This window comes from Alphaproteobacteria bacterium (assembly GCA_033762625.1).
Taxonomy (GTDB): Bacteria; Pseudomonadota; Alphaproteobacteria; order UBA9219; family RGZA01; genus RGZA01.
Genome location: JANRLI010000005.1, coordinates 126,586 through 149,308, shown reverse-complemented (window position 1 = coordinate 149,308; position 22,723 = coordinate 126,586). Strand labels below are relative to the sequence as shown.

Sequence of the window (22,723 nt, the reverse complement as noted above, 5' to 3'; positions counted from 1 at the left end):
CCGAAAATTAGATACGTTTGGCGACCACTAGCCGTGATCCACCAATCGGCAGATTAATGCCTAATTTAATCAGGGCCAGCTCGCAATTTAAAAGCAATAAAAACAATGAATTGACGTATTGGGGCAGTCGTAGCTCCGCCTGCGCATCATATTCCTTTACGGGTACTTTGTTTGACAACAGGCGCGAAGCCATCATGGCGGGCAGCAATACTGTAATAAATGACGTGCTGCGCAAAATTTTGAAGCCTGCTTTTTTTACCTTGGTTTCAATTTCTTCACGTGTATAGCGGCGCACATGGCAGGCATATTCATCTGCTGCACTCCACAGCCATTCATGCTGCGGCACAGTCAGCATAACAATACCCTGCGGCTTTAAGGCCTGATGAATTTGCGCCAGCACTTGTTGGTCTTCTTCAATATGTTCAAGCACATCGAATGCGCCTATCACATCAAACTCGTCTTTAAACGGAATATCACGCGCATCCATCTGCATGAATTTTGCCTGGGGCAAACGCTGCGCAGCAAAACCGAGGCCTGCGGTTAAAATTTCACTGCCAAATAATTTGGCATTTGGAAATACCGCAGCAATTCCGGACAATACAAACGCCGTGCCACAACCAATTTCAAGGAACGAGCCAAAAACCTGCGCATAGGTTTTTAACGCCCATACAAGTATCGCGTTACGCGATTTAAACCAGAAATTGGCGGCTTCAAGCTTGGCCAACTCGGAGAAATATTCTGGCTTGAACCCGCTGCTTTCACGCGCGAAAGCTGGGGCATGCGCTTCAAATCCATCTATTAATTGGGGTTTTACGTGGCATTGCGGGCAATTTGGGTAAGTGGAATTATAATATCCACCGCATGCTAAACACCGTTTCATGGCGCATCCTTTTTAAAGACAAAAACTTTAAGCGCACAGAACAGAAATACCGCAACAACGCAAATTGCAATTGCCTGCACGATTTGATGCGGATACCCCATCTGGTCAACAAACACAATTAACAGCGAAAGGTTCAAAAAATACCCGATGAGATAAGCCGCTATGAATTTAATGCCCGTTGTTTTCAATCTGCCGCCATCCGCAAACACCAAATAGCGGTTGCCGAAGAAGCTGATGGTCACACCAACTCCATATAAAAAAGTCATTGCAATTTTTGGAGCCATACCCAGATAGGTTACCAGCAAATAGATCAGATAACCCATTACATTGGAAACAAGCCCCACCATGGCATAACGCACGAACTGTATTGCCGTTGCTTTTATATTCAATGCTTCGTTCATACCTGCACTGCCAGACCAAAACCGGTTTTCCCGTATCCGTTACCGTTATACAGCATATAACGCTGGCCCTTGTGGTCAAAAACAAAGGGATATTCAATCATCTCGCTATCCCAGCCATCGGTTGAAACATCAATCCCCGATTGGTCTAACGCCAATTTCCATTCCTTAGTATCCTTGCTCGACGCGCACCCAATACGGTACGTCTCGCCTGCACCGCTGCGGTATGAAAACCACATTTTATAGCCATGTTCATCCCGCGCGACCGTGGGCCGCGAAAATGCCTGCGCCACACCCAACTGGTATGGAACCGCCAATCCTTCACGTTTCCAGTTATGGCCATCATGTGATGACGCGCCATTAATTACATGCAGCATTTCACCATTTCCTGCATCCCAGCTTTGCGTGGAACCGTACCACATGGAATAACTGCCATCCGCGTTTTTAATCACCCAAGGATATGAAAGGCTGATGGGATCAATCGCATCAACGCCCATAAACGGCTGCGCACTATCAAGCTGTAATGACAAATCTGGCATAACACGCAAACGTCCTATATCGCCGCGCCAATGCCCGCCATCCGGATTTTGCCAGCCCATAAACAGCATGTAGGTTTTTCCGTCTGCTTCATAACAATTGCCGATGCTGACGCCTGCTTCATAGAAACTGCCCTTTTCGCCAACTTCGAAAAGCGGCTCGGTGTGCTCACGCACCACGCTGCGCTTCACAATATCCATATCTACCGCGCCAACAGATGAACGGTTATCCTTATCGCGGCTACTGTAAAAAATGCGATAGACATCGCCATCCAGCAATACAGGCAACGGGTTGGCGGTATGGGAAAGAAGTTTGGGGTGCACCCCGCCTTCCGGCAAGGAATACAGCTTTCCAAGTTTTTTCCACGCACCCATCTATATGGCTTTCAAGCGTGTACTGGGCACTTTGGAGCGTTCCGTTTCACTGCCCATATAAACGCCTTCGGCTTCCGCATTGGAAAGAAGAATAGCGCCAGCCCCGATAACGCAGCGATCACCAATCGTGATGTGGTCACGAAGCGTGGCGTTGACGCCGATAAAGCATTGCTCGCCAATCACTACACCGCCCGACACCACCACATGCGAAGAAATGAAACTATGGTCTTTAATCGTTGAATGATGGCCAATATGATTACCACTCCATAACGTCACGTTATTGCCGATATGCGCAAAAGGCTGGATGGTGTTGTCCTCAAAAACAAAGCAATTTTCCCCAATACGGCCATCATTCAACACACTCGCCTTGGGGCTGATATAGCTGGCGAGCCGATAGCCCTTTGCCTTTGCGGCAAGGTATTTGTCCTTACGAAGCAAATTCAATTTGGAATAGCTGAGCGCCACAAAAAAATCATGGGTGGATGGCGGGTAAATCTGTGCGACTTCTTCAAACGCCACCACGGGTAATCCGCAGAATACGGGCTCTTTGATAAAGGCGCTATCAGCCGTAAACGCCACGACTTCATAATCGCTATCATGCGTGAAGTAATAATGCGCCAATTGCGCAATCTCTCCTGCTCCAAAGATGACCAGCTTTTGTTTCATGGTTTGTAATCTATATCATAAGTCTTTGTGCATGGGGTGGTAACGGGCTCCAATACGTATTCGCCTATGTTCACCTTGGCATCGTTGGGTAAGGGTTGTTTATACTGTACATATTCAAATGGATATGTACCAGCAGGTGCATTGATACTATGCAGATAAACCTTCGATAGGTATTCCATCTGCGCCTGCCATTCATTAAAGAAACATCCTTCTTTATCGATGACCGATCTGCGGAAAAGTAACGTATGGCCAAAATAAACACGATCAGAACGGTGCATGCGCAAGCGTGATCCATCCTTGGCAAATAACGGCACCATGCTATCATTTTTAATATCACGCAGCGTGAACCAGTTTTCGGCCATACGCAGATCTTCGCGGTTAAAGACATTAATCGGCGCAATCCCGTAAAATGCTGCCGCTTTCGCGCCAATATTATCAAAGCCCTGAATATTAAGATAAGGATACGGAATGGCTACGATATAGCACAAAGCCATCAACATCACATGCAACACAACGGCGTTACCCGCAATCGGCAATTTATCTGAAGTAACGGGCGCGCTGCGTTCTACTTTCTTGGTGGGAAGTTTGCATACCCCAAACATGGCATGGCGTTTTTGGGCAACAAGGCTGTAAATGGCAGGGCCAATCAGCAGAATTTTACCTAAATACAAGAATGGCAAAACCGGCCACAACAGGAACAGGTTCTTTGCCAGCATGATATAAAAATCATATCCGAATTTTACCGTACCCGAAGTGACTGTGCCGGGTTTGGCTGTGCCGTTTTCTTCCTGAATACCATAAAGATTTTGCATCGCGGCTTCATGGCTTATGCCATAACTGCGCAATTCTTCAGTATGTTTTGATAACGGACGCAGTGCCACACGATTGAAAATATCCAGCACAGTAATGACCAGCACCGTGCGGTCACATAAGTTGCAGGTGTCGTCATAATAGACAGATAGTTTTTTTCGACTATCAAGGGCAGTATTGGCCCAGAAAATCCCCGCCCAGAACACAAATTCAAATTCGGCAAGGGAGCCAAGTTGCAATACGAATGACGACAAGATCAAAAACGCCAAGCCCCAATACACAATATACCACCGGAATATCCCGCCCATTAACACAAACGGAATAATGGTGGGATACCACACCATCATCACCCAAAGGGAGAATTTGGCGATAATGACTGCAATCGGATATTGCACAAATAATTGTGTGAAGAATTCATGCGGCGCAGTCATAAAATTATTGCTGAGCAGATAAGGGCCAGCCACCCCTGTCATCCATGCGGATTCATGCAAATGCACGCAGATGGAAAATACACATACCAAAAAATAAGCAAACAACGATACGAATTTGGCAAGGGCGATGGTACGTTTGCTGGGAATGTCATGATCATAAAGCAGCAAATTGCACCATGATTTGTTTTTCAATCGGCTCAGTATCCAACCATCTACCGACAAAAACTTTCCTGCGCTGGTAAGCAATAATAAAAGGCTCAGCGCCGCAGCAATATCATTGCCAAGGGTAGAGTTTTTTAAAATTCCTTCGCTGGTTTGCCACAGGAAACCCATCGAAAAAACCAACGACCACTGCGTGAAGAGGCCAACCATAACAAATACCGCTGAAACAATAGTAGCGATTGCGCACAGGCCAGCCGCGGTTCCATATTCTTCCGGCAACATATAAATGAATATCTGAACTGCGCGGTTCAACAATAATCCGCCAAAAATGATGCGCAGAAACGCAAATTTGATATGCTCAAAATCCGATGGCGCGGGAAAAGCGCGGCGCTGAAGAACATCGGCAAACCGAACGGACAATCCTTGCAAGGCAACGCTTTTGCGAACAGCGATGTAACATGCAACCAGGGTCACTAAAAACAGAAGCGTTGCTTCAATTGTCATGCTTTCCTCACCAAAATCGTGAATTCGTAAAGATCATAATCATGCAAAAGCGCAACATTACGGGAATAGCGCTTCTTGCATATGTCAAAAATTGTCGCAGGGGATGCGTAATAAAGGTTTTCGCGCATTTTATCGGCATCGGAATAGGATGTGAGCGCATTGAATGCAAACCCGCGGCGGCTGGTACGGTTCAATTCATCCAGCGTCGCTTCAAAATGCTGAAGCCACTCGGCATCAGTCTGTTTCAACCGCACATTAAAAATGCCGCTGGCAATACCATAATCGGCTACAGCGTCCGGCTTATCTGCCAACCCAAAACGAATAGTTGGCTTACCCTTATGGCGTTCCATCGCGGCATCCAGCATCGCTTGCGATACGTCAAACCCGTTATACGAGAAATGCGGATGGCGCTGTACCAAAAAATCTACAAGCGCGGCATAGCCGCACCCCAGATCATTGATTGAAAAATCCTTCAATTCCGGATCAATAATTTTGCACAGCTGCGTGAAGCGCAGGTTCTGGCTTTCTTCACCATTCCAATCAACGCCGCGCGCAGTTTGCCCGTGCGCGGTCAGTTTTTCTGTGTAATAGGTTGCAACATCCGCAAGCTTGGAAGCGCTGGACATTAGCCGCCTCCGTTGTTGCGGCCATAGATGCGGCGGATGATGGTATAGGGGCGCTGCTTCACTTCCATAAACAGTTTGGAGATATAAATTCCCTGCACCCCAAGAAAGAAAATAATCAGCCCAGAAAACAGCCAGATCGATGCAATGATGGATGTATAGCCATCGGGCGGCGCGGATCCAAACAGATAATGAATGACAAGATGCGCGATATAAACCAGCGCGCCAAATGAAATGAAAAGCCCGGCATAAAAGGTGAATACCAACGGCATGCTGCTGAACGATGTTACCGCATTGACCAAATGGCCCACCTTATGCGCAATCGAATACGTAGTGGGGCTGGTTTCGTGCTTTTTGACAACCTGTGTTGTCTGCTTAAAGCCGGTGATAATCCACAAACCGCCGATATTGAGCTCGCGCTCCTTATGCAGCAGCAGCGCATCGACATAACGGCGCGTCATCAGGCGTGCGGTTACGATATTATCTGGCTGATTGATACCAGTGAACAAGCGGAAGATGCTGTAATAGACAGGGCCTGAACATTGCTCAAGCCAGTTGCCTTTGCGTTTTTCCTGAACGCCAAACACAACGTCGCAATCTTCAGCATCCATTTGCGCTTGGAATAACGACAACCATTCAGGTTCTTCTTCCAAATCGCTGTCGATTAAAAAAATGCGCTCACCTTTTGCCTGCGCAAGGCCAGTCATCATTGCCTTGTGGTGACCAAAATTACGCGACAAATCAACCACCACCACATGCGCATCCTTTTGCGAAAGGGCAATTGCGCGCTGCAAGCTATCATCAGGCGAGCCATCATTGACTAGTACGATTTCGTAGTCATCGCCTGCATAGGCCGTGGCAACCGCGCTGCACCGCTGGTGGAACGCATCAATATACGCGCTCGATTTATAAAGCGTGGCAACAATCGATAGTTTCATGGGGATAGCTTCATGATTTGACAAACCTCATATAGCGCGGGGCATCTTTGCCACAATTAAACAGCAGATCGACAATGCTCACATTATGCGCAAAATCACCCCAAAGCTGAGGATATTCGCTGTACCCTTGGTAGTCAAACCACGTCAGTTTAATGGCGTAATGGGCGAAAACCGTATCATCGATATAGTCTTTGGCCGCAGGGCCAGAGATATATTCACTGCCACCCGCCTGTTTGCATAAATCGGCAAGGCGTTCGGTTTTTCCGTCTATTAATTTATAATCCCATGAATTTTTAATGACAGTTTTAATACTAAGATAGTTACACACCGCTTCAATCAAGGTGCGGTTCAAAACGGACAGATTGGTGAATGTCTGCTGCTGGTAAATGGGTTGCAACCATTCGGCGATTTCCTTGAAATGCGGTGCGCGCGCATAGTTAAGCGATATGGACTTCCAATGCGATGCAGCCCAATCCGTCCCATCGATTTCCGTATCCCTGATTTTTTGGTCGTACTTTCCTTTGGACTGGACAGGTACCGATAGCCATGAAAGCCCCTGCGGGGTTTTAATCTGGTTACGGTTGCGCCAGTCCCGCCGCGTGAATTGCATATCATCATATAAAATGAATTCATCTACTGCGGCAATCATGTCAAAAAATCCCTTCCAGGGGATGTAATTTGACTGAACGATGGCGACTTTTTTGGTCATGGTTTATTCTGACGCGGGGCTATAGCGTTTACAGCAAAGATCGCCTTCTTGCTTATCAGCCGGCCAACCAAGCCCTATCGCTTCCATTTCGCTGCAGCGCGCCAATACATAATTAGGCTTTAAAGTGGTTATTACCGTTTCAGGCTTTATCTTAGCAAGCCCCATTTGTAGCCCAAGGTAGGTAATTTGATAGACACGCGGGTACTGCTTCACCCCCTCATAGGTAACATCATCAATAATCCCGCCGCCTTTGGTCAAATCAATCCCGCAGCTCTGGGCAAAACGGTTTAGCCGTTCAGGTGCGTGTGCCCAATCGCGATCTAGCGATGCAGAAGGGCCCTCATAGGTTTGTATGGGTTTATAAAAATAGGCAAAATTTGTGTAAATGGAAAATGCACAAACAAGACATAAAACCCCTCCCGCGTAGGCAGTTATTGTCTTGAGTAGTTTGTTATCAATCGTGGAAAGGCCGATGACCACAGCAATAACGAATAAAAAATTTATGATAAAAGACCGGTAAAAATAAAGATGCGCATCGTAAAGTAAATAAAACAGCGAAGGAAAAAAGATAAAACTGAATCCTACCGCGGCATCCAAATCAAACCCTGCCGGTTGTTGACGGCGCAGGATGTATATTGCAACAAAGCGATATACATAGGCGCATCCCAGCATTACGCCTGTTACCATCACCATCAACAAACCAATAACAATAGCCGCATTTAGAATGCCTCGCGCTGCAAACATATCCTTGGTAATGCCTGGCAAATAGCCGATGGTATAGGAATCGTTGTATGTAAATGAAAATGCAAAGAGCTTGAATTTTTCTTTTATAATATTGAAAAAATCAGCCGATACCAATCGCGACATATCAAAAATCATTTCACCCCAAAAGATTTCGATTTCTTTATGTCCAACGCATGACAATTGAAAAAAGAAATGAATGGTCACCGCGATACCTGCAAACAGCGCAAGACCAATAAACAGTTTAACCACGTCAATACGCGTTCCACATATTAGCCTGTAGCACAAATAAGCAGTTAAAGGGATAAACAGAAATGCTTGCGGGTGAACATACCCCATGGTGAGCAGGCTAAAAAGCAGCGCGCCTGTTAACACCAGATGCAAGATTCCAGGTTGATTTTTTTTGAGCACCTGTAACGCTGTCATACACAAGCAAAGATGGATGATCAAAAAAACTTCGAAGCGGAAAAATACCAGCGTTGAACCGGATACACCCAAAAATGCAGCAACCATCCAAAGCATTGCTGCATGATTGGCATTTTTAAAAGCACCCCGCATTGCAATAACAGCGCATAACACCAAGGCGCTAATGGATATAACGCGCAAATCAATCGGCGAGAAAGCGAGATCGCCCAATGATAATAGCCATGCTGAAGGAATAAAAATCCCCGGTACGGCTTGCAACCGGTTGGCACATAATGCGAAAAGCCCGGTTGCCATTCCCTGATCCTGAATAAATCTGCCCGCTTGAACGCGTATGGCAATTTCATCCGGCATGATGGGCATGTGATGCCAAACCGCTACCGAACCCGCAACAAGCAGTGCTGTAATCCAGAACCATATCCATTTGCGAGGGAGCGTCGTTATGCCTGACATCGCATGCTTTCCATATGATTAATGGTTTTTTCGGTAAAAAGTAAGCGGCCCGATTTTTGTGACCGGAACAATATCATCACCCAGCGCGCGTAATATGGTCAGCGCGTTTTGCTTGAGATTTCGTTTATACTCGCATGAAGGCCTATCATAATACTGCGCGCGCCATCCATCAGGACATGCGTATCTTTCCGCCTCGTCATATACTATTAACAGCTGCGTGGAATCACGCGCACAGTCCACAAGTGACCGCACCATTTTTGTTGTTATTGGGTTTAACACGATTTCAAAATGTCCGCAGTAATGCTGGGGATTGGTATAAAAGGATAGCAGATGATCAAACGGCGACAGGAACAACACTCTATCCCCCGCACGCAATTGTGAGCGCACCGCTTCAACGCGGCTAACAATCGGTTCAGGGGGAATATTGGTGTTAAAGTGCTCGCCAATTCCTGACCACTGATAAGTGCCAAATGGATCCGACATGATTTCACGGAACTTAAGTGCGCTTGAATAATAGGTAATGGAGTTAATAAAGGCCAGCAACGCGAAACTAGCCGCAAATGATGCCTCCATCCAGCGGCGGTTAACAGTCACCGATGAATGACGACGGTTCGACCAATCAATATATGTCAGTACGAGCGGCACTATAAACATCATGCTATAGAAAAGATGTACGGCCAATGCATAGAAAAGGAACTTAACAACCAATAACGCCATAATAGGCAACACGCATAGGCGGGCCATCGCTTCACTAGCCGTAAATTGCTTTGTCGCATATATAAGCAACCCAATTCCCGTAGCAACCAGCGCGCAAAGCACCAGGAAATAGTTCGTCGGTAACATCGGGAAAAGGCCAAACAGCCCCAACGCCATTCCCTGCAAGTAACCTGTAGAATACCAGCCATTTCCAACCATGCCGCCAACAGCGATCAATGCTGCCAAGCCCAGAAAGCCAAAACGCCCCCATGCGGATATTCGGTATTGCGGCGATACCAATGCCATGCCCTGCCCAACAGCGCCAATCATCGCATATTCTGCATTCCAGAAAAATGAGGCTGCAAGCGCCAGCATCATGCCAAACGGGCGTAAAAGCGAGGTCCCTCGGAATAAAAGAAAAATCGATGCAACTTGCAGTGCCAACCCCGCATAGCGCAGCGGGCTAAAGCCAGGTGGCAATAACACAAATTCAAACTTCAACTGAAACAAGGCAACGAGTACAACGCTTAACCCGGCCACGGCCGCATAGCTGTTACGCGAGATATACGAAATCAATAACATAATACACAAAATGCCCGTCAATTGCGCAATCGGGTAAGTGTCAAAATAGCTGGTCAGGGTAGGCGATGTCAGATGCAGCAATGCGGCATGAAACAACGTGTTGCCAAGACCGTAAAGATAAGGAATGGGTGACGCCAACCCATAGTGAAGCGCATGAATAGCAGGAACAAATACGTACGAGTGATGATATAATAAACGCCCTGCCTGCGCTTGCCATGTACCCGTTTTAAGAACAGGTTCATATAGCTTCTGTAACTGGGTTGACGATATATCAAAACGGCATCTGGGAATGCTGGCATCATCCTTGGCAGATTTTTTTATCTGCGGCTTTAGTTGTGAACCATTCGATTTTGAATTGCTATCTGGGTACTTGGCCGCCTCCATGCAATCCACAGCATCGGAGCGGCTAATGGTCTTTGTTTGCACATTATCCTTTCCATGCAACACCACCGTATCGGCTACTTCAATATAATCATTCGGAATTTGCACCGGAAACCACGCTTTGATGGCAAGTGCGAATGCCAGAGCGAGCGGCACAAATAACACTAACGGCATGGCATATCGAATAAAGCCACTGGAATGATTTTTCATCATAATCACAGTCTGACTTTTAAAGAAGCACACCGCATGCGGCACAAAAACCAGGAATGTAATAATAAAATAAATCCGCGCGATTACCAAAGATGTAATAAATACCGCCGCACATGAACACAGCAACAGCAGCACCGAGCAGGCGTTGGCAAGCCGTACCAGTAAACGGCGCATGAAAGGTAACGCTTCGCATACCCATAGCAACGCAACGAGACCGATTACCGAACACACCAAAATTGCATAAGTAATTAATGTGGTATTAAAGATGATCTGCGTGGGGCCAACACCGCTATTCCACTCAAAGGAAATATCCGCTGCAACAAACGACAGCCAACGGAAAATAGACCAGCTTGCCAAGCCCATGGCTGCGCAATAAGCGCCGACAATGCTTAAATCATCCGCAGACAATCGGGTATGTTTCTTGAATGCACTGCCAACCCACAGATAAGCTTTGCTTAGTTTGGAAACCGCTGTGGTTGCCAGTGTTTGAAATAACCTAGATAACATTCAGAAATTCTCAGGTTGGGGTGGAATAGATTAATGCTGTTCGCGCGGCTTGCCTTTTGGCGACAGAAAAACAAAGTACTTGTAAACAAAATAATTACTAATCGTCAAAAAAACCGAAATCAGCATTTGCAGGACAAACGGGCTCCAATCAAGTAACGCCATAGCCACATTCAACATAGCAATATTGATGGTCCATGTAATTGCCTGCGTTACGATAAACTTTCCGCCTTCCAGATGCACCTTTTCGTCAGAACGAAAGGTCAGATATTTATGAGAAAAAAATGCAAATAACGCGCAACACAAATGGCTTAATGTAACCAGAATATTGATTTCCAGAATGGAATGGAACAGCCAATAGAAAAAAGGGAAAAAACTGAACCCGAACACAGTGTTAACAACACCGATCATCGCATACCGCATTACCACTTTTTCTTTTAATGCTATCAAATTCATTGTGCTTTTTTCGCGATGGTTTCAACAATATGGTAACCGGGCGGGCGCACGTTAAAATGCCTGCGTATCCAGTCTGCAAATGGATATTGAATAAAGAAGCTGTGAATATGCTCCGGCTTGAACAGCGGAACGACAATTCTACGCAGCACAAACTCAATGATTGAAAGTTCCAAACGGCTGGTTACTGTTTCTACAATGGTAAATCCGCCCTTTTTAATCACTGCTTCATATTGCTCGACTGATTCATATTCGCGCAAATGGGTGGGGTCTAATGCCCATTTGCCATCCGCCGTACGATAATACCACCAGCCATGCTTTTCTTTAATCAGCGATGCGATATAGGCGGTACCATTCGGCTTTAATAGCTTTGAAATTTGCGCAAGCAGTTTGGCTTCATCCACGTGTTCGATCACCTGCGTGCATAAAACAAAATCAAAGCTTTCTGGTTCCAGCTCGCTGACATTGGTGGCATCCCCGCAGATGACTTTGAAATTGGTATAGGTGCGAAGCCGCTCGCAGCGTTCTTGGGATAGTTCAACGGCAACAACTTTGGAAAACTGATCCAGCAGGCCTGCGGTTTTTAGGGATATAAGCAAGTTGCCATCGCCCGCCCCCAAATCCACGAGCCCAACATTGCCCGAAAGGTATTTTTTTAATATCGCTGGCACTTCTGTTGTATGAAAATGCAAAAACGTATGGGAATAATCTTCGAATTTCATAAAGCAGCGCGCATCCATTAGGGGAAAAAGCATCACGGTGATGCCAAGAAGCCGGTAAGTATATTTTTCTTTGTATGAATTGCCTAGCAAAACTACAAGCAAAACAGCGGAAAAATAATAGAAAACGGGATTTTTTAACGGCACTGCATGCAAAACGTGCAGCCCTTACGCATTTCTAATCGTTGCGGGACGGCCAGTATTTTTTGGCACATAAAATAACGCCATCGTAAAGCCATCCCGGCATCGCGCAAAACATGCTCCAGATGAAACGCGACTGCCACGGAAACATGATGCGGCTTTTTTTATCGGCAATCGCCTTGGAAATAATAGCGGCGGCCTGCGCTGCGGATAAAATGCCTGGCATATGAAACGATAAATCAGCGGTCATCGCCGTGCGCACAAATCCGGATGCCGCAGTGGTCACATGAATATGGTGTGGCACAAGTTTAAGACGCAGTGCTTCGGTCCATAAATTTACCGCCGCTTTTGATGCAGAATAAATGCCCGAGTTGGGTGTAGCGCGGTATGCGGCAATGCTTGAAATCGCGCAGAGATGCCCTTTTCCATTTTTTTTCATAGGCTCAATAAAGGTAGCAAACGTATTAATGACACCAATATAATTCACCATCATGATTTCATAGGCAGCATTTGAACCCACATAGCTTGCGGGGTCTTCAATACGGATACCAGCATTGGCAATGACAATATCCGGCACGCCCGCCTCATGAATTATCGCTTCGCTTGCGCGTTGCATCGCTGGAGCATCCTTGACATCGGCGCCATATACAAACGCCGTTGCACCTTGCGCACGGCAGCGTTCAGCCACGTTTTCCAGCGCCGTCAGATTCTGTGCCAACAGGCAAATGGTGTTCCCGCGCATGGCATAGTGCAAGCATAACGCTTCACCAATCCCTGACGATGCACCTGTAATAACAATAACCATCTTAGCTGGCGCGCCGTTGTTTCTGTTCGGTTTCTTCACTACTTTGCTGGGTGCGCGGCGGGGTATCGAAATTGATCCGCTCCCGTTCAACGACGCGCGGCGGGCGGCGCACTTGCTGGTGAATGGAAAGTACATATTCGCCCAAAACACCCAAGAAGAATAAAATTATACCATTGAACAAAAACATACCTGCAATCAACGTACGAATACCCGCGCCCACCATCGGTTCTGGCGCAAACAAACTGCCAACCACATTCACTACCGCATACAAAATGCTGCATGCGGAAATTAGAAAGCCTGCCAGTAACGCCAAGCGAATAGGAACATGGGTTGTTGCAATAAAACCGTTTAGCCCTTGATCAATCAGATTAAAAAGGCGGTTTTTCGAAACACCGGCTGCGCGGGCGCGCCATGTATAGGGCACAGCAATAGTACGCGATGTGCATTGAAACGGCATGGCACGCACGAACGGATACGCATCATCAAACTGGCGCATCGCATCAATCACACGCTTATCCAGCAATTGGTAATCACTGATATTCATTGGCAGCTGGACACTGGAAAATGCACGCAAAACTTTGTAATACATCTCGCGAACGCTACGCATAAGCGGGTGCTCTTCACGAATTTCGCGGGTGCCATATACGACTTCATACCCTTCACGCCACAATTTCACAAATTGCGGCATCAGTTCTGGCGGGTCCTGCAAATCGGCTGGCATGAACATGAATACGGCATCGCCTGACGAGCTAAGAATACCGTTCATGGAACTGCGAATGATTCCGAAATTGCGCATATTCAGAATGACTTTGACGCATGGATCATTGGCGGCAATTTCGCGCAGAATTTCTACGGTGCCATCGGTTGAACCATTATCCGCAAAAATATGTTCGCGCTCGACATCCGGCATGGTTTCTTCGAAAACCTTGCGCACTGTCTCATAGCAGCGGCGGATGCTTTCGCGTTCATTGAAACAGGGCGTGCAGACGGAGATGCGTGTCATACAGAAATCTAAGCCATTTAAATGAGGAATAGCCCCTCTTTTTAAAGGATATGGCGGTAAGTGCAATCCTTATTAGCGATGAGGGTTTGGGGTTGATTTAGGCTTTATTTTATTAATTAGCTTGTGGATAAGCATCGTTTCACCGTCACTGAAACCATTATATTTTTAAAAGTTCTCGCAGGCGGCGTAATACCAATTGGAAGAAACGGGCTGGACCACGGTCATAATAAGACTGTCGTATCACATCAAAGGTATTTGGCAGGGTGATCATGGTAGTATAAGGCTTGCCTGCAACATGCGCTTTAGACTGCTGGATGAATTTATCCAGATCTTCCCAATAGGTTTTATAACTGTTTAAATAATTCTGCGCACCTTGCTCAACCGTTGCCTTTGCTCTGGCAACTTCAGCAGGATCAGCGCCCCACGCATACCCATCCTTGCCGATTTCCTTGACAGCGATCATATCACTAAGATGTTCATTGGGTAAAAACACAACCGGGCAACCGCACAACACCGCTTCAATTGCCAGCGCGGTGTTTTCATACACGTAAAATAATTCGCTTTTGCGGAATAGTTCGGCGATTTGCTGTGGTGTTTGGCTATCAGGCTTATTTCGTGTGATTTCGATGCTGTCCTTGGTAATGTCAAATAGCTTGCCTTGATGCGCTACCTGATATTTATCCGCATAAAAGCAGGTGCCGCTGCGTTTTTGTCCCGCCGCAGGCGGGTGATAAGTACGCGTGTCAATCGCTGGTAAAAATAAAATATTCGTAGGGTTGCGTGTATGCGATGCCAGCACTTCGCCATAGCTGAAACATAATTCATTTTCGGCATATATTTTATCACCGCCCAGCAATCCCGGGAAATTGAGTACATACCGCACAACGCATGGGCTGTTAAATGGATTTCCAGTTACCGTTTCCGGATAGACCATGATAGGGGTAAGGCCGCGGTCAAAATGACTTTTGACGATATCGTGATTCAAAACAGGCGTCATCAAATCTGGGCAGATTTGGTGCTCGCGCCACGGCATCGCAGGGTACATGAGCAAATATGCCGTATGACCCAACTTATTCAAACTGTGACACAGCAAATGCAGCACGCGAACACCCGCCGATATGCGCACATAAGGCGGCGCAACGATATAAAAAGGATTCGAAGCCGCTGGATAAATCTGGTGTTCGTCAGGAAGCTGGGGTGTCATTTGATTAAGCTAGCAAGATAGGCGGCGGTGTCCCGAATTTGCACATCAATGCTGCGTAATGTCAATCCGTGATGGTCCATCATCTGGTTAAACGGCTTGCTATTCCCTACATACACATCATCTTTATCGGTGATGATATGAGGGCGGCAAATTGGCGTTTGGGGCTTGCCCATTACCTCGCGGATTTTTTCGGCAAGCGCGGTCAGTTCCACTACTTCTTCGCCGGCTGTATCAAACACAGGCACATCGTCTTTTTTGGAGTTGAGCAGCATGGCAAACCCCAGCGCCACCAAATCAGCCACATGAATATATGAACGAAAAACACGGTGTGGCGCGTGGATGGTAATTTCCTTTCCGCCCATGCACGATGCAATCATCGATGCCAGTGCATAGAGTTCGATTTTATTGATGAACGGGCCAGATAAATTAAACAGGCGCGGAATACATGCCGGTATGTTTTTTTGCTTGGCAATTTGCAAAAACCGCTCTTCATCCTGATGCTTCATCACCCCATAGGGATTAGCCTGCATATCGTCATCAAGCTCTCGCGTAGTCGCGGTTGTTCCGCCACTTGGCGGAACAGAGCGGTCGCGCTTATACACAGCGCCGGATGATGGCATAAAGATGCCACGCGCATCGCTGCGTTCAATGGCTGCTGCAACGCAATCACTAATCACCGTGTTGCCGGCGATGAATGCATCAACGCTTTGACCCAGCAAACGGTCTTTGGTCAAGAATGCGCAATGGAAAAACAGCTTTGGACCTGCTTCCAGCACACGAATATGCTCCAGCGCTAAACAAGGAATAGTACGACCGGAACGCAGCGTTAAATCACGCGCAGATGAACCAAACACCGAAACTCGTTTCAATACATCATCGCCCAGCGCGCTTTCCAACATTTCAAGCGCTGCCTGCCCTATCCACCCGCCGCCACCAGTAATGACGATATCACATGGGCTTGCCCGTAATACTTCAGCCAGCGCTGTCGGGAATTCCAGTCTTCCCGCAACGCTGGACATTACTTACCGCCGTTTTTGATAAATGCGCCGATCATATCCACGATATAATCGTTTTCGGCATTCCCGATACCGGGGTAAACGCCCAGCCAGAAGGTATCGCGCATCACCTTATCGCTATTTGGCGTTTCGCCATGAACACGGTATGGGCGGTCTTTCATGTAAGGCTGGCGTAATAAATTTCCGCCGAACAGCAACCGCGTGCCAATTTTCTTTTCATTCAAATAAACCAGCAATTCATCGCGCTTGAACTTCGCGCCATCCCGCATCGATAGCGGGAAGCCAAACCATGACGGATCGGATTTCGGCGTTGCCTCCGGCAAAATCAGCACATCTTCAAATTGCTTCAACCCTGCTTTCAGATAGGTGAAGTTCGCGCGGCGCTTGGCAACAAAATCATCCAGACGGTCAAGCTGGGCATAACCAACGGCTGCCTGCATATCGGTAATCTTTAAATTATAACCAATATGTGAATAGGTATATTTGTGGTCATAGCCAAATGGCAAATCACCCAACTGCCAGCCGAAGCGCTTCTTGCAGGTATTGTCCATGCCCGGCTTGCACCAGCAATCACGGCCCCAGTCACGCACCGATTCCAGAATGCGCTTCATCACTGCGCTGTTGGTATAAACCGCACCGCCCTCACCCATGGTGATATGATGTGCAGGATAAAAGCTTACCGTACCAATATCGCCAAACGTGCCAACCATCTTGCCATTATAGGTCGCGCCCAACGCATCGCAGCTATCTTCGACAACATATAAATTATGTTTCTTGGCTACCGCCATCACGGTATCCAAATCAAACGGATTACCCAAGGCATGCGCAACCATAATGGCGCGGGTCTTTGGTGTTATTGCGGCTTCAATCTGTTCGGCGCGAATGTTGTAGGTTGGAATATCGACATCAATAAATACCGGCACTAATCCGTTTTGGATGAGCGGATTGATGGTGGTTGGAAAACCGGTTGAGCAGGTAATCACTTCATCGCCTGGCTTTAATGCCTTCGCGCCAAGCAAATGAGAGGTGAGCGCGGTTGCAGCCAAAAGGTTAGCTGAAGAACCGGAATTGCAGGTTAAAACTGCATTCACGCCCAGAATTTTTCCAAAGCGTTCTTCGAACATGTCGTTGTAACGACCCGTGGTGAGCCAGAATTCCAATGCGCTATCCACCAGCGTGGTCATTTCATTGGCGCCATATACGCGGCCCGAAACAGGCACGGGTGATTTACCAGCAGTAAATGGTTTTGGCGCATGCGCAAGTTCTGCATATCTCTTGGTTAGCTCCAAAATCTGCGTACGCAGGGCTTCAGCTTCGCTGGTTTCATTCGAGAATTGCGGGGAGACATGTTTTTTAGCAGCAGCAGTACTCATTTATTTTTCCTAAAGTGTTTAAACAGAAGCGGTTGCCAATGGGCGGGCTTGCCCAGCAGCATTAGTTGAAATCTTGTCGTGATAGGCCTGAATTTGGGCAAGGGTAACCGTGTTCATATTCGCGCTTGCCTGCTGCGCCTTATACCATTCAACGGTCATGGCTAATGCATCATGCAAGGTAAGGCGTGGCTTCCAGCCTAGTTCAACCCGGGCCTTGCTGCTATCGAGACGCAGCAGGGTTGCTTCATGCAAACGGCGGGCATCCGGGGTGATTTCAAGTCCGGCCTTAAAGCCCCATAATTCACAAACCGTATTGGCCACATCGCCAACGCAAACTTCGCTTTCAGATTCCGGCCCAAAATTCCATGCTTCAGCTCCGTTTTTCGGGCGACGCTCCCACAACACTTCTACAGCGCGTAAATAACCCGAAAGCGGCTCCAGCACATGTTGCCATGGGCGGATTGCACCGGGGTTACGAATGACTGGTTTTTGGCCGCGCGCAACAGCGGCAATGATATCCGTCATCAATCGATCGCGTGCCCAATCGCCACCGCCAATCACATTGCCGGCGCGGGCAGATGCAATGACCTGCTCACCTTTGTTGAAATAGGAATGGCCATAGGATGAGACCACAAGTTCTGCGCATCCTTTGCTGCTGCTATAGGGGTCATGGCCGCCCATCGCATCGCCTTCACGATAGGGCCAGATTTGCTCGCGGTTTTCATAGCATTTATCGGTCGTGATAACGAGCGTCACCTGCACCGATGGCGCCGCGCGCACCGCTTCCAGCATGTGCACAGTACCCATGACGTTGGTTGCATAGGTTTCAACGGGTTCGTCATAAGATAAACGCAAAATCGGCTGCGCTGCCAAATGCAACACGATATCCGGCTTAAAATTCTTTACTGCGCTTTTTAATGTTTCGCCATCACGGATATCGCCGATCTGATGACTAACCGCGCCTTCCACATTGGCAAGCGTAAAGAGATTTGGAACGGTAGGTGGTTGCAGCGAAAACCCATGCACCACTGCGCCCAATTGCTTTAGCCACAGCGCAAGCCAGCCACCCTTAAACCCCGTATGCCCTGTCAGGAATACGCGCTTGCCGCGCCAAAAATCCTTGTGTGGATTTACACCGCTCATGCAAAACGCCTCTTGCCACCATTGGCGATTTCTTTTGGCTTTTCATCGCTCCAGATTTTCCATGGCGCTTTATTTTTTTCCCACATCGCATCCAGATGATTGCGGTCGCGCAGTGTATCCATGGGCTGCCAGAATCCGTGATGTTCAAACGCCATCAACTGCCCATCTTTTGCAATGTTTTCGAGCGGGTCACGTTCCCACGGCATGTCATCGCCGGAGATATAATCAATCACCTTGGGGTTTAATACAAAGAACCCGCCATTAATAAGGCCGCTTTCGGTAACAGGTTTTTCAACGAATTGTTTGACCGAACCATTGGGCTGAATGTCGAGCGAACCAAAACGCGCCAGCGGTTGCACAGCGGTAACTGTTGCGAGCTTGCCATGTTGCTTATGAAACTCAATGCTCTTGGAAATATCCACATCGCCCACACCATCACCATAGGTCAAACAGAAGGGCTGAGTATCATCCAGATAACGACGTACACGGCGCACACGGCCACCGGTTTGGGTTTCTTCGCCGGTTTCAGCAAGTGTGATATGCCAGTCTTCTTGGGATTCTTGATGAAGCTGCACGCCGCCACCACGCGTATCGACGCTGATGTCCACATTGTGCAAGCCATAATTCAAAAAATATTCTTTAATCTTGAACCCTTTATAGCCAAGGCAAATCACGAAATCACGAATGCCATGCGCGGCATAAATTTTCATGATGTGCCAAAGGATGGGGCGACCGCCAACTTCAACCAGTGGCTTTGGCAATGACACAGTTTCTTCGGAAAGGCGCGTACCTTTGCCGCCCGCCAAAATCACTGCTTTTATGCCCTTGTGTTTGCTTTCCATGGCCTTGCCTCGCTCGTCCGGTTACCCATCTTTTTTGTGGGGCTTTGATAGCATTATTTAGGCTGGCTGGCAAACACCGCTTAGCGCTTTTTGCCCCTTAAAAACCAGCGTTAAGCAAGGTATTTGGCAAGTCTGGCATACTGCGCCTCAGGAAGGTCTGGCGACATCCGGTGCAAGGGATTCGATACCATGCCGCCGCTTTCAGTAACGCGGCTGGTAATTTTGGGGAAATAGGTCTGCTTGGGGTCAACCGGAACGATAAAAGCAGCCGGACCTTTTTCAGCAAAGGCTTTTTTGAACGCGGCATCGTTTTCAAAACCGGGTTTTAAATTCATTGTTGGCACATCCCACGCCGAGAATAATTTTGCCCAGTGTGGCAAACCCAAACCCGTTGCGCCATCACAGCCCACATAGCGGCCACCAAAATAATTGCTCTGCGTCATACGAATAGATGCATAACCATTATCATCATAGATAAAGATTTTGAGGTTTAGCTTGTTGGCAGCAGCCGTGCCGATTTCCTGAATGTTTTGCGAAAAGCCGCCATCACCTTCCACCAAAATCGTGCGTTGGCCATTTGCCGCCATGGCTGCGCCAATCGCGCCGGAAAGCCCATACCCCATCGATGCGAGGCCCTTATTGGTGACCATTCGCTGGCCTTGCTTTAATTCAAATACCTGCATCATGCTGGTAAAAGCGCTGCCAGAGCTGCATGGAATAATCACATCGCCTTTTTCGCACAGGGCAGAAAGCTTGCTGACAAAATGGTATGGCGAGATAAATCCTTCACCTGTTGTATTGCCTTCCTCCACCATGGGGAGTTCTTTTTTGATTAAACGGCAATGGTCAATCCATTCTTTATGTTCGCCAAGGTTTGCGCTGCTTAAAAATTTCAAAACCTCATTCGCATCGCCGCAAATCGGCCAATCAACCACCGGATGCCCTTTTTCCAATTCGGCTTTATCGCATTCCACCTGAATGACTTTTCCAACGGGCACAAATTCCTGCCAGTTAAATCCGGTTTGTTGCATGCCAAGGCGTGTGCCCAATGCAACCAGCACATCCGCTTGCTGCATTACCAAATTCGAATAACGCATGCCCCATGTGTTCGGACGGCCAAAATAATTTGGCATATCCGCCGGCACACGGTCAGCGCCATTCCATGTGGTGGTCACGGGAATTCCCAGTTTTTCGAAATGGATGCTTGCCGCAACATCGCGGTCGATTCCGCCGCCCAGTAATAATACAGGACGTTTGGCATCTTTAATGCGCGCTGCCAGTTTTTCCAGATCACCCTTTGCAATCGGATTAAATGATGTGGCTTTGGACGTGGTTGGTTTGTTTAATGTTTTTTCATCAACATTACGCGCCTGAATATCCAGCGGTAATTCGATAAACACCGGCCCCTTGCGGCCGCTGCTACCCGCTTTTGCCATGTCGGTAAATTTATCCTGCGCAACAACATCATCCATTAATGTAGATAGCACACAAACCGGTTTTGCCAGCGCAACGCCGTCGATTTCCTGAATACCGTTCTGGCGCAGTTTACCGCGCGCCAAATCTGCCGTTTTTACCTGCCCACCAATCACCAGCAATTCGCGCGATTCAAGATATGCGCCGCCCATGGCGGTGATAATATTGGTAAGGCCTGGCCCAGCGGTGACCAGCGCAAAGGCGCGTTCGCTTTTTTTGGTTTCCCCTCTTTGGGATTCATTGAAATACTCAACCGCAATTCCCGCCGCCACTTCATGCACCACCGGCACCATCTTCATCTTGCGGCTGCATGATTCCAGAATGTGCATGATGTTTCCGCCCGCCAGAAAAAAGCAGGTGGTATAGCCAGCTTCAACAAGCCAATCAGCCAATAAATCACTGTATTTCATATGGGGTCCTATCGGAAGTTACGCAGCAGCGCGGTTGGTTTTTTTGCGAAGCGATGTCAGAACGTGTTCCATCGCGGCCGTGAGATGTGTGCGGCTTTCATCATTTTTTGGCAAGGTCTTTAATTGGGCGCGGCCATCTGCAGCAACCACGACGACGCGATAACCATCAACCTTATGCTTTTTATCGGATGAAAAACGGTCGAAAAGATCAGGCGCAGTTACGCCTTCCAATGCAGCAGGCAAATCCGTTACCAGCGCCAACAATTCTTCAACATGCTGGCGCATCACCGCAACATGCGGCTGCGATGCGTAATTTGCACCCATGCGTTCTTCGAGCGCCAGCGCGCATAGCATCCCCACGCCCACTGCAATCCCGTGGCTGACGCGGTAATGCGATGCACCTTCCAACGCATGGCCAAAGGTGTGGCCGAAATTAAGCAATAACCGTTCGCCCTTATCAAACTCATCGGTTTCGATGAACCATTTCTTGGCAGCAAGGGATGTTGCGATAACGCGCGCAAACCCGCCCTCACCCATCGTGGCGGATGGTGTGGTTGCCATATACGCATTCCAGCTATCCAGCCCGCGGCAATAACAGATTTTTGCCGCCTCAATCATGCCAGCAGCGATTTGTTCGGCGTTTAATGTTGCAGTGAAAGCTGGATCAATTAATACACGGCGCGGCGGGTTAAATGTGCCAACAATATTTTTATATTCACCGACATTGATGGATGATTTACCGCCAATGCAGCTATCGGCCATGCCAAGCAAGGTCGTTGGCATATAGATCCAGTCTAAACCCCGCATATAAATCGCTGCGCAAAACGCGGAAACATCCTGAACAATACCGCCGCCTACCGCCAGTAATAAGGTATCGCGCGTGGTGCCCAATTTGCGCAACTGCGTGATGATGGCGGGAATGGCATCAAGGCTTTTAACGGTTTCTTCCGACCTCAATGCAATCGCCTTTACGCCTGCCTTTTCAAAATCTGCGGCAAAGCGTTCATCGCAGATGGCAATAAGATTCTGGCCCTGCGCCATGAATTGCTGGTAAAGCCCGGAAGCAACTTCAACATCATAGTTGCCTGTTGATGATGAGATAGAGAATTTTTGCTGCAT

The 22,723-nt window shown here is 47.8% G+C and carries 21 protein-coding genes; all 21 read right to left on the bottom strand.

The window, feature by feature from the left end; translation table 11 throughout:
* Positions 1-7 precede the first annotated feature (7 nt).
* Complete coding sequence (locus SFW65_02895; GenBank protein ID MDX1922063.1) at positions 8-880, bottom strand: class I SAM-dependent methyltransferase; 873 nt, start codon at positions 878-880, stop codon at positions 8-10.
* Positions 877-1,281, bottom strand: coding sequence for a GtrA family protein (locus tag SFW65_02890; protein MDX1922062.1), 405 nt, complete (start codon positions 1,279-1,281; stop codon positions 877-879). Before SFW65_02890 ends, SFW65_02895 begins: the two co-directional genes overlap by 4 nt.
* Positions 1,278-2,189, bottom strand: coding sequence for a hypothetical protein (locus SFW65_02885; protein ID MDX1922061.1), 912 nt, complete (start codon positions 2,187-2,189; stop codon positions 1,278-1,280). The genes SFW65_02890 and SFW65_02885 overlap by 4 nt, the downstream gene beginning before the upstream one ends.
* Positions 2,190-2,855, bottom strand: coding sequence for an acetyltransferase (locus SFW65_02880; protein ID MDX1922060.1), 666 nt, complete (start codon positions 2,853-2,855; stop codon positions 2,190-2,192).
* Positions 2,852-4,762, bottom strand: coding sequence for a DUF393 domain-containing protein (locus SFW65_02875; protein ID MDX1922059.1), 1,911 nt, complete (start codon positions 4,760-4,762; stop codon positions 2,852-2,854). The genes SFW65_02880 and SFW65_02875 overlap by 4 nt, the downstream gene beginning before the upstream one ends.
* On the bottom strand, positions 4,759-5,388 hold the full coding sequence (locus SFW65_02870) for a class I SAM-dependent methyltransferase (GenBank protein MDX1922058.1): 630 nt from the start codon (positions 5,386-5,388) through the stop codon (positions 4,759-4,761). Before SFW65_02870 ends, SFW65_02875 begins: the two co-directional genes overlap by 4 nt.
* Complete coding sequence (locus SFW65_02865) at positions 5,388-6,323, bottom strand: glycosyltransferase family 2 protein (protein ID MDX1922057.1); 936 nt, start codon at positions 6,321-6,323, stop codon at positions 5,388-5,390. The genes SFW65_02870 and SFW65_02865 overlap by 1 nt, the downstream gene beginning before the upstream one ends.
* Before the next feature lie 10 nt (positions 6,324-6,333).
* Complete coding sequence (locus SFW65_02860; protein ID MDX1922056.1) at positions 6,334-7,032, bottom strand: WbqC family protein; 699 nt, start codon at positions 7,030-7,032, stop codon at positions 6,334-6,336.
* 3 nt (positions 7,033-7,035) lie between these two features.
* Positions 7,036-8,550: a hypothetical protein gene (locus tag SFW65_02855; protein MDX1922055.1), complete on the bottom strand. Its 1,515-nt coding sequence runs from the start codon at positions 8,548-8,550 to the stop codon at positions 7,036-7,038.
* Positions 8,551-8,667: 117 nt separating this feature from the next.
* A complete protein-coding gene (locus SFW65_02850; GenBank protein ID MDX1922054.1) occupies positions 8,668-11,025 on the bottom strand; it encodes a hypothetical protein in 2,358 nt (785 codons plus the stop codon).
* Between the two features lie 30 nt (positions 11,026-11,055).
* Positions 11,056-11,478, bottom strand: a complete 423-nt coding sequence (locus SFW65_02845) for a GtrA family protein (protein MDX1922053.1) — start codon at positions 11,476-11,478, stop codon at positions 11,056-11,058.
* On the bottom strand, positions 11,475-12,230 hold the full coding sequence (locus SFW65_02840) for a class I SAM-dependent methyltransferase (GenBank protein MDX1922052.1): 756 nt from the start codon (positions 12,228-12,230) through the stop codon (positions 11,475-11,477). Before SFW65_02840 ends, SFW65_02845 begins: the two co-directional genes overlap by 4 nt.
* Before the next feature lie 142 nt (positions 12,231-12,372).
* Positions 12,373-13,140, bottom strand: a complete 768-nt coding sequence (locus SFW65_02835) for an SDR family NAD(P)-dependent oxidoreductase (GenBank protein ID MDX1922051.1) — start codon at positions 13,138-13,140, stop codon at positions 12,373-12,375.
* Position 13,141: 1 nt separating this feature from the next.
* Entirely contained in the window at positions 13,142-14,143 is a 1,002-nt protein-coding gene (locus SFW65_02830; protein ID MDX1922050.1) for a glycosyltransferase family 2 protein, read from the bottom strand.
* Positions 14,144-14,300: 157 nt separating this feature from the next.
* On the bottom strand, positions 14,301-15,347 hold the full coding sequence (locus tag SFW65_02825) for a hypothetical protein (GenBank protein MDX1922049.1): 1,047 nt from the start codon (positions 15,345-15,347) through the stop codon (positions 14,301-14,303).
* Positions 15,344-16,366, bottom strand: a complete 1,023-nt coding sequence (locus SFW65_02820; protein ID MDX1922048.1) for an NAD(P)-dependent oxidoreductase — start codon at positions 16,364-16,366, stop codon at positions 15,344-15,346. Before SFW65_02820 ends, SFW65_02825 begins: the two co-directional genes overlap by 4 nt.
* Positions 16,366-17,736: a lipopolysaccharide biosynthesis protein RfbH gene (rfbH, locus tag SFW65_02815; GenBank protein MDX1922047.1), complete on the bottom strand. Its 1,371-nt coding sequence runs from the start codon at positions 17,734-17,736 to the stop codon at positions 16,366-16,368. Before rfbH ends, SFW65_02820 begins: the two co-directional genes overlap by 1 nt.
* An 18-nt stretch (positions 17,737-17,754) precedes the next feature.
* On the bottom strand, positions 17,755-18,879 hold the full coding sequence (gene rfbG, locus SFW65_02810; protein MDX1922046.1) for a CDP-glucose 4,6-dehydratase: 1,125 nt from the start codon (positions 18,877-18,879) through the stop codon (positions 17,755-17,757).
* On the bottom strand, positions 18,876-19,700 hold the full coding sequence (gene rfbF, locus SFW65_02805) for a glucose-1-phosphate cytidylyltransferase (GenBank protein MDX1922045.1): 825 nt from the start codon (positions 19,698-19,700) through the stop codon (positions 18,876-18,878). Before rfbF ends, rfbG begins: the two co-directional genes overlap by 4 nt.
* A gap of 131 nt (positions 19,701-19,831) precedes the next feature.
* A complete protein-coding gene (locus SFW65_02800) occupies positions 19,832-21,604 on the bottom strand; it encodes a thiamine pyrophosphate-binding protein (protein ID MDX1922044.1) in 1,773 nt (590 codons plus the stop codon).
* 18 nt (positions 21,605-21,622) lie between these two features.
* The gene (locus SFW65_02795) at positions 21,623-22,723 is read right to left on the bottom strand and encodes a 3-dehydroquinate synthase family protein (GenBank protein ID MDX1922043.1); all 1,101 of its coding nucleotides are present in this window, start codon (positions 22,721-22,723) and stop codon (positions 21,623-21,625) included.

What these genes read in the sequence shown, in the direction of transcription:
- SFW65_02835 (MDX1922051.1), bottom strand. Translation starts at nt 13,140, where the DNA reads ATGGTTATTGTTATTACAGGTGCATCGTCAGGGATTGGTGAAGCGTTA.
- SFW65_02850 (MDX1922054.1), bottom strand. Translation starts at nt 11,025, where the DNA reads ATGTTATCTAGGTTATTTCAAACACTGGCAACCACAGCGGTTTCCAAA.
- SFW65_02875 (MDX1922059.1), bottom strand. Translation starts at nt 4,762, where the DNA reads ATGACAATTGAAGCAACGCTTCTGTTTTTAGTGACCCTGGTTGCATGT.
- rfbG (MDX1922046.1), bottom strand. Translation starts at nt 18,879, where the DNA reads ATGAGCGGTGTAAATCCACACAAGGATTTTTGGCGCGGCAAGCGCGTA.
- SFW65_02890 (MDX1922062.1), bottom strand. Translation starts at nt 1,281, where the DNA reads ATGAACGAAGCATTGAATATAAAAGCAACGGCAATACAGTTCGTGCGT.
- rfbH (MDX1922047.1), bottom strand. Translation starts at nt 17,736, where the DNA reads ATGAGTACTGCTGCTGCTAAAAAACATGTCTCCCCGCAATTCTCGAAT.
- SFW65_02885 (MDX1922061.1), bottom strand. Translation starts at nt 2,189, where the DNA reads ATGGGTGCGTGGAAAAAACTTGGAAAGCTGTATTCCTTGCCGGAAGGC.
- SFW65_02825 (MDX1922049.1), bottom strand. Translation starts at nt 15,347, where the DNA reads ATGACACCCCAGCTTCCTGACGAACACCAGATTTATCCAGCGGCTTCG.
- SFW65_02860 (MDX1922056.1), bottom strand. Translation starts at nt 7,032, where the DNA reads ATGACCAAAAAAGTCGCCATCGTTCAGTCAAATTACATCCCCTGGAAG.
- SFW65_02895 (MDX1922063.1), bottom strand. Translation starts at nt 880, where the DNA reads ATGAAACGGTGTTTAGCATGCGGTGGATATTATAATTCCACTTACCCA.
- SFW65_02795 (MDX1922043.1), bottom strand. Translation starts at nt 22,723, where the DNA reads ATGCAGCAAAAATTCTCTATCTCATCATCAACAGGCAACTATGATGTT.
- SFW65_02865 (MDX1922057.1), bottom strand. Translation starts at nt 6,323, where the DNA reads ATGAAACTATCGATTGTTGCCACGCTTTATAAATCGAGCGCGTATATT.
- SFW65_02855 (MDX1922055.1), bottom strand. Translation starts at nt 8,550, where the DNA reads ATGCCGGATGAAATTGCCATACGCGTTCAAGCGGGCAGATTTATTCAG.
- SFW65_02820 (MDX1922048.1), bottom strand. Translation starts at nt 16,366, where the DNA reads ATGTCCAGCGTTGCGGGAAGACTGGAATTCCCGACAGCGCTGGCTGAA.
- SFW65_02830 (MDX1922050.1), bottom strand. Translation starts at nt 14,143, where the DNA reads ATGACACGCATCTCCGTCTGCACGCCCTGTTTCAATGAACGCGAAAGC.
- SFW65_02880 (MDX1922060.1), bottom strand. Translation starts at nt 2,855, where the DNA reads ATGAAACAAAAGCTGGTCATCTTTGGAGCAGGAGAGATTGCGCAATTG.
- SFW65_02800 (MDX1922044.1), bottom strand. Translation starts at nt 21,604, where the DNA reads ATGAAATACAGTGATTTATTGGCTGATTGGCTTGTTGAAGCTGGCTAT.
- SFW65_02870 (MDX1922058.1), bottom strand. Translation starts at nt 5,388, where the DNA reads ATGTCCAGCGCTTCCAAGCTTGCGGATGTTGCAACCTATTACACAGAA.
- SFW65_02840 (MDX1922052.1), bottom strand. Translation starts at nt 12,230, where the DNA reads ATGCTTTTTCCCCTAATGGATGCGCGCTGCTTTATGAAATTCGAAGAT.
- SFW65_02845 (MDX1922053.1), bottom strand. Translation starts at nt 11,478, where the DNA reads ATGAATTTGATAGCATTAAAAGAAAAAGTGGTAATGCGGTATGCGATG.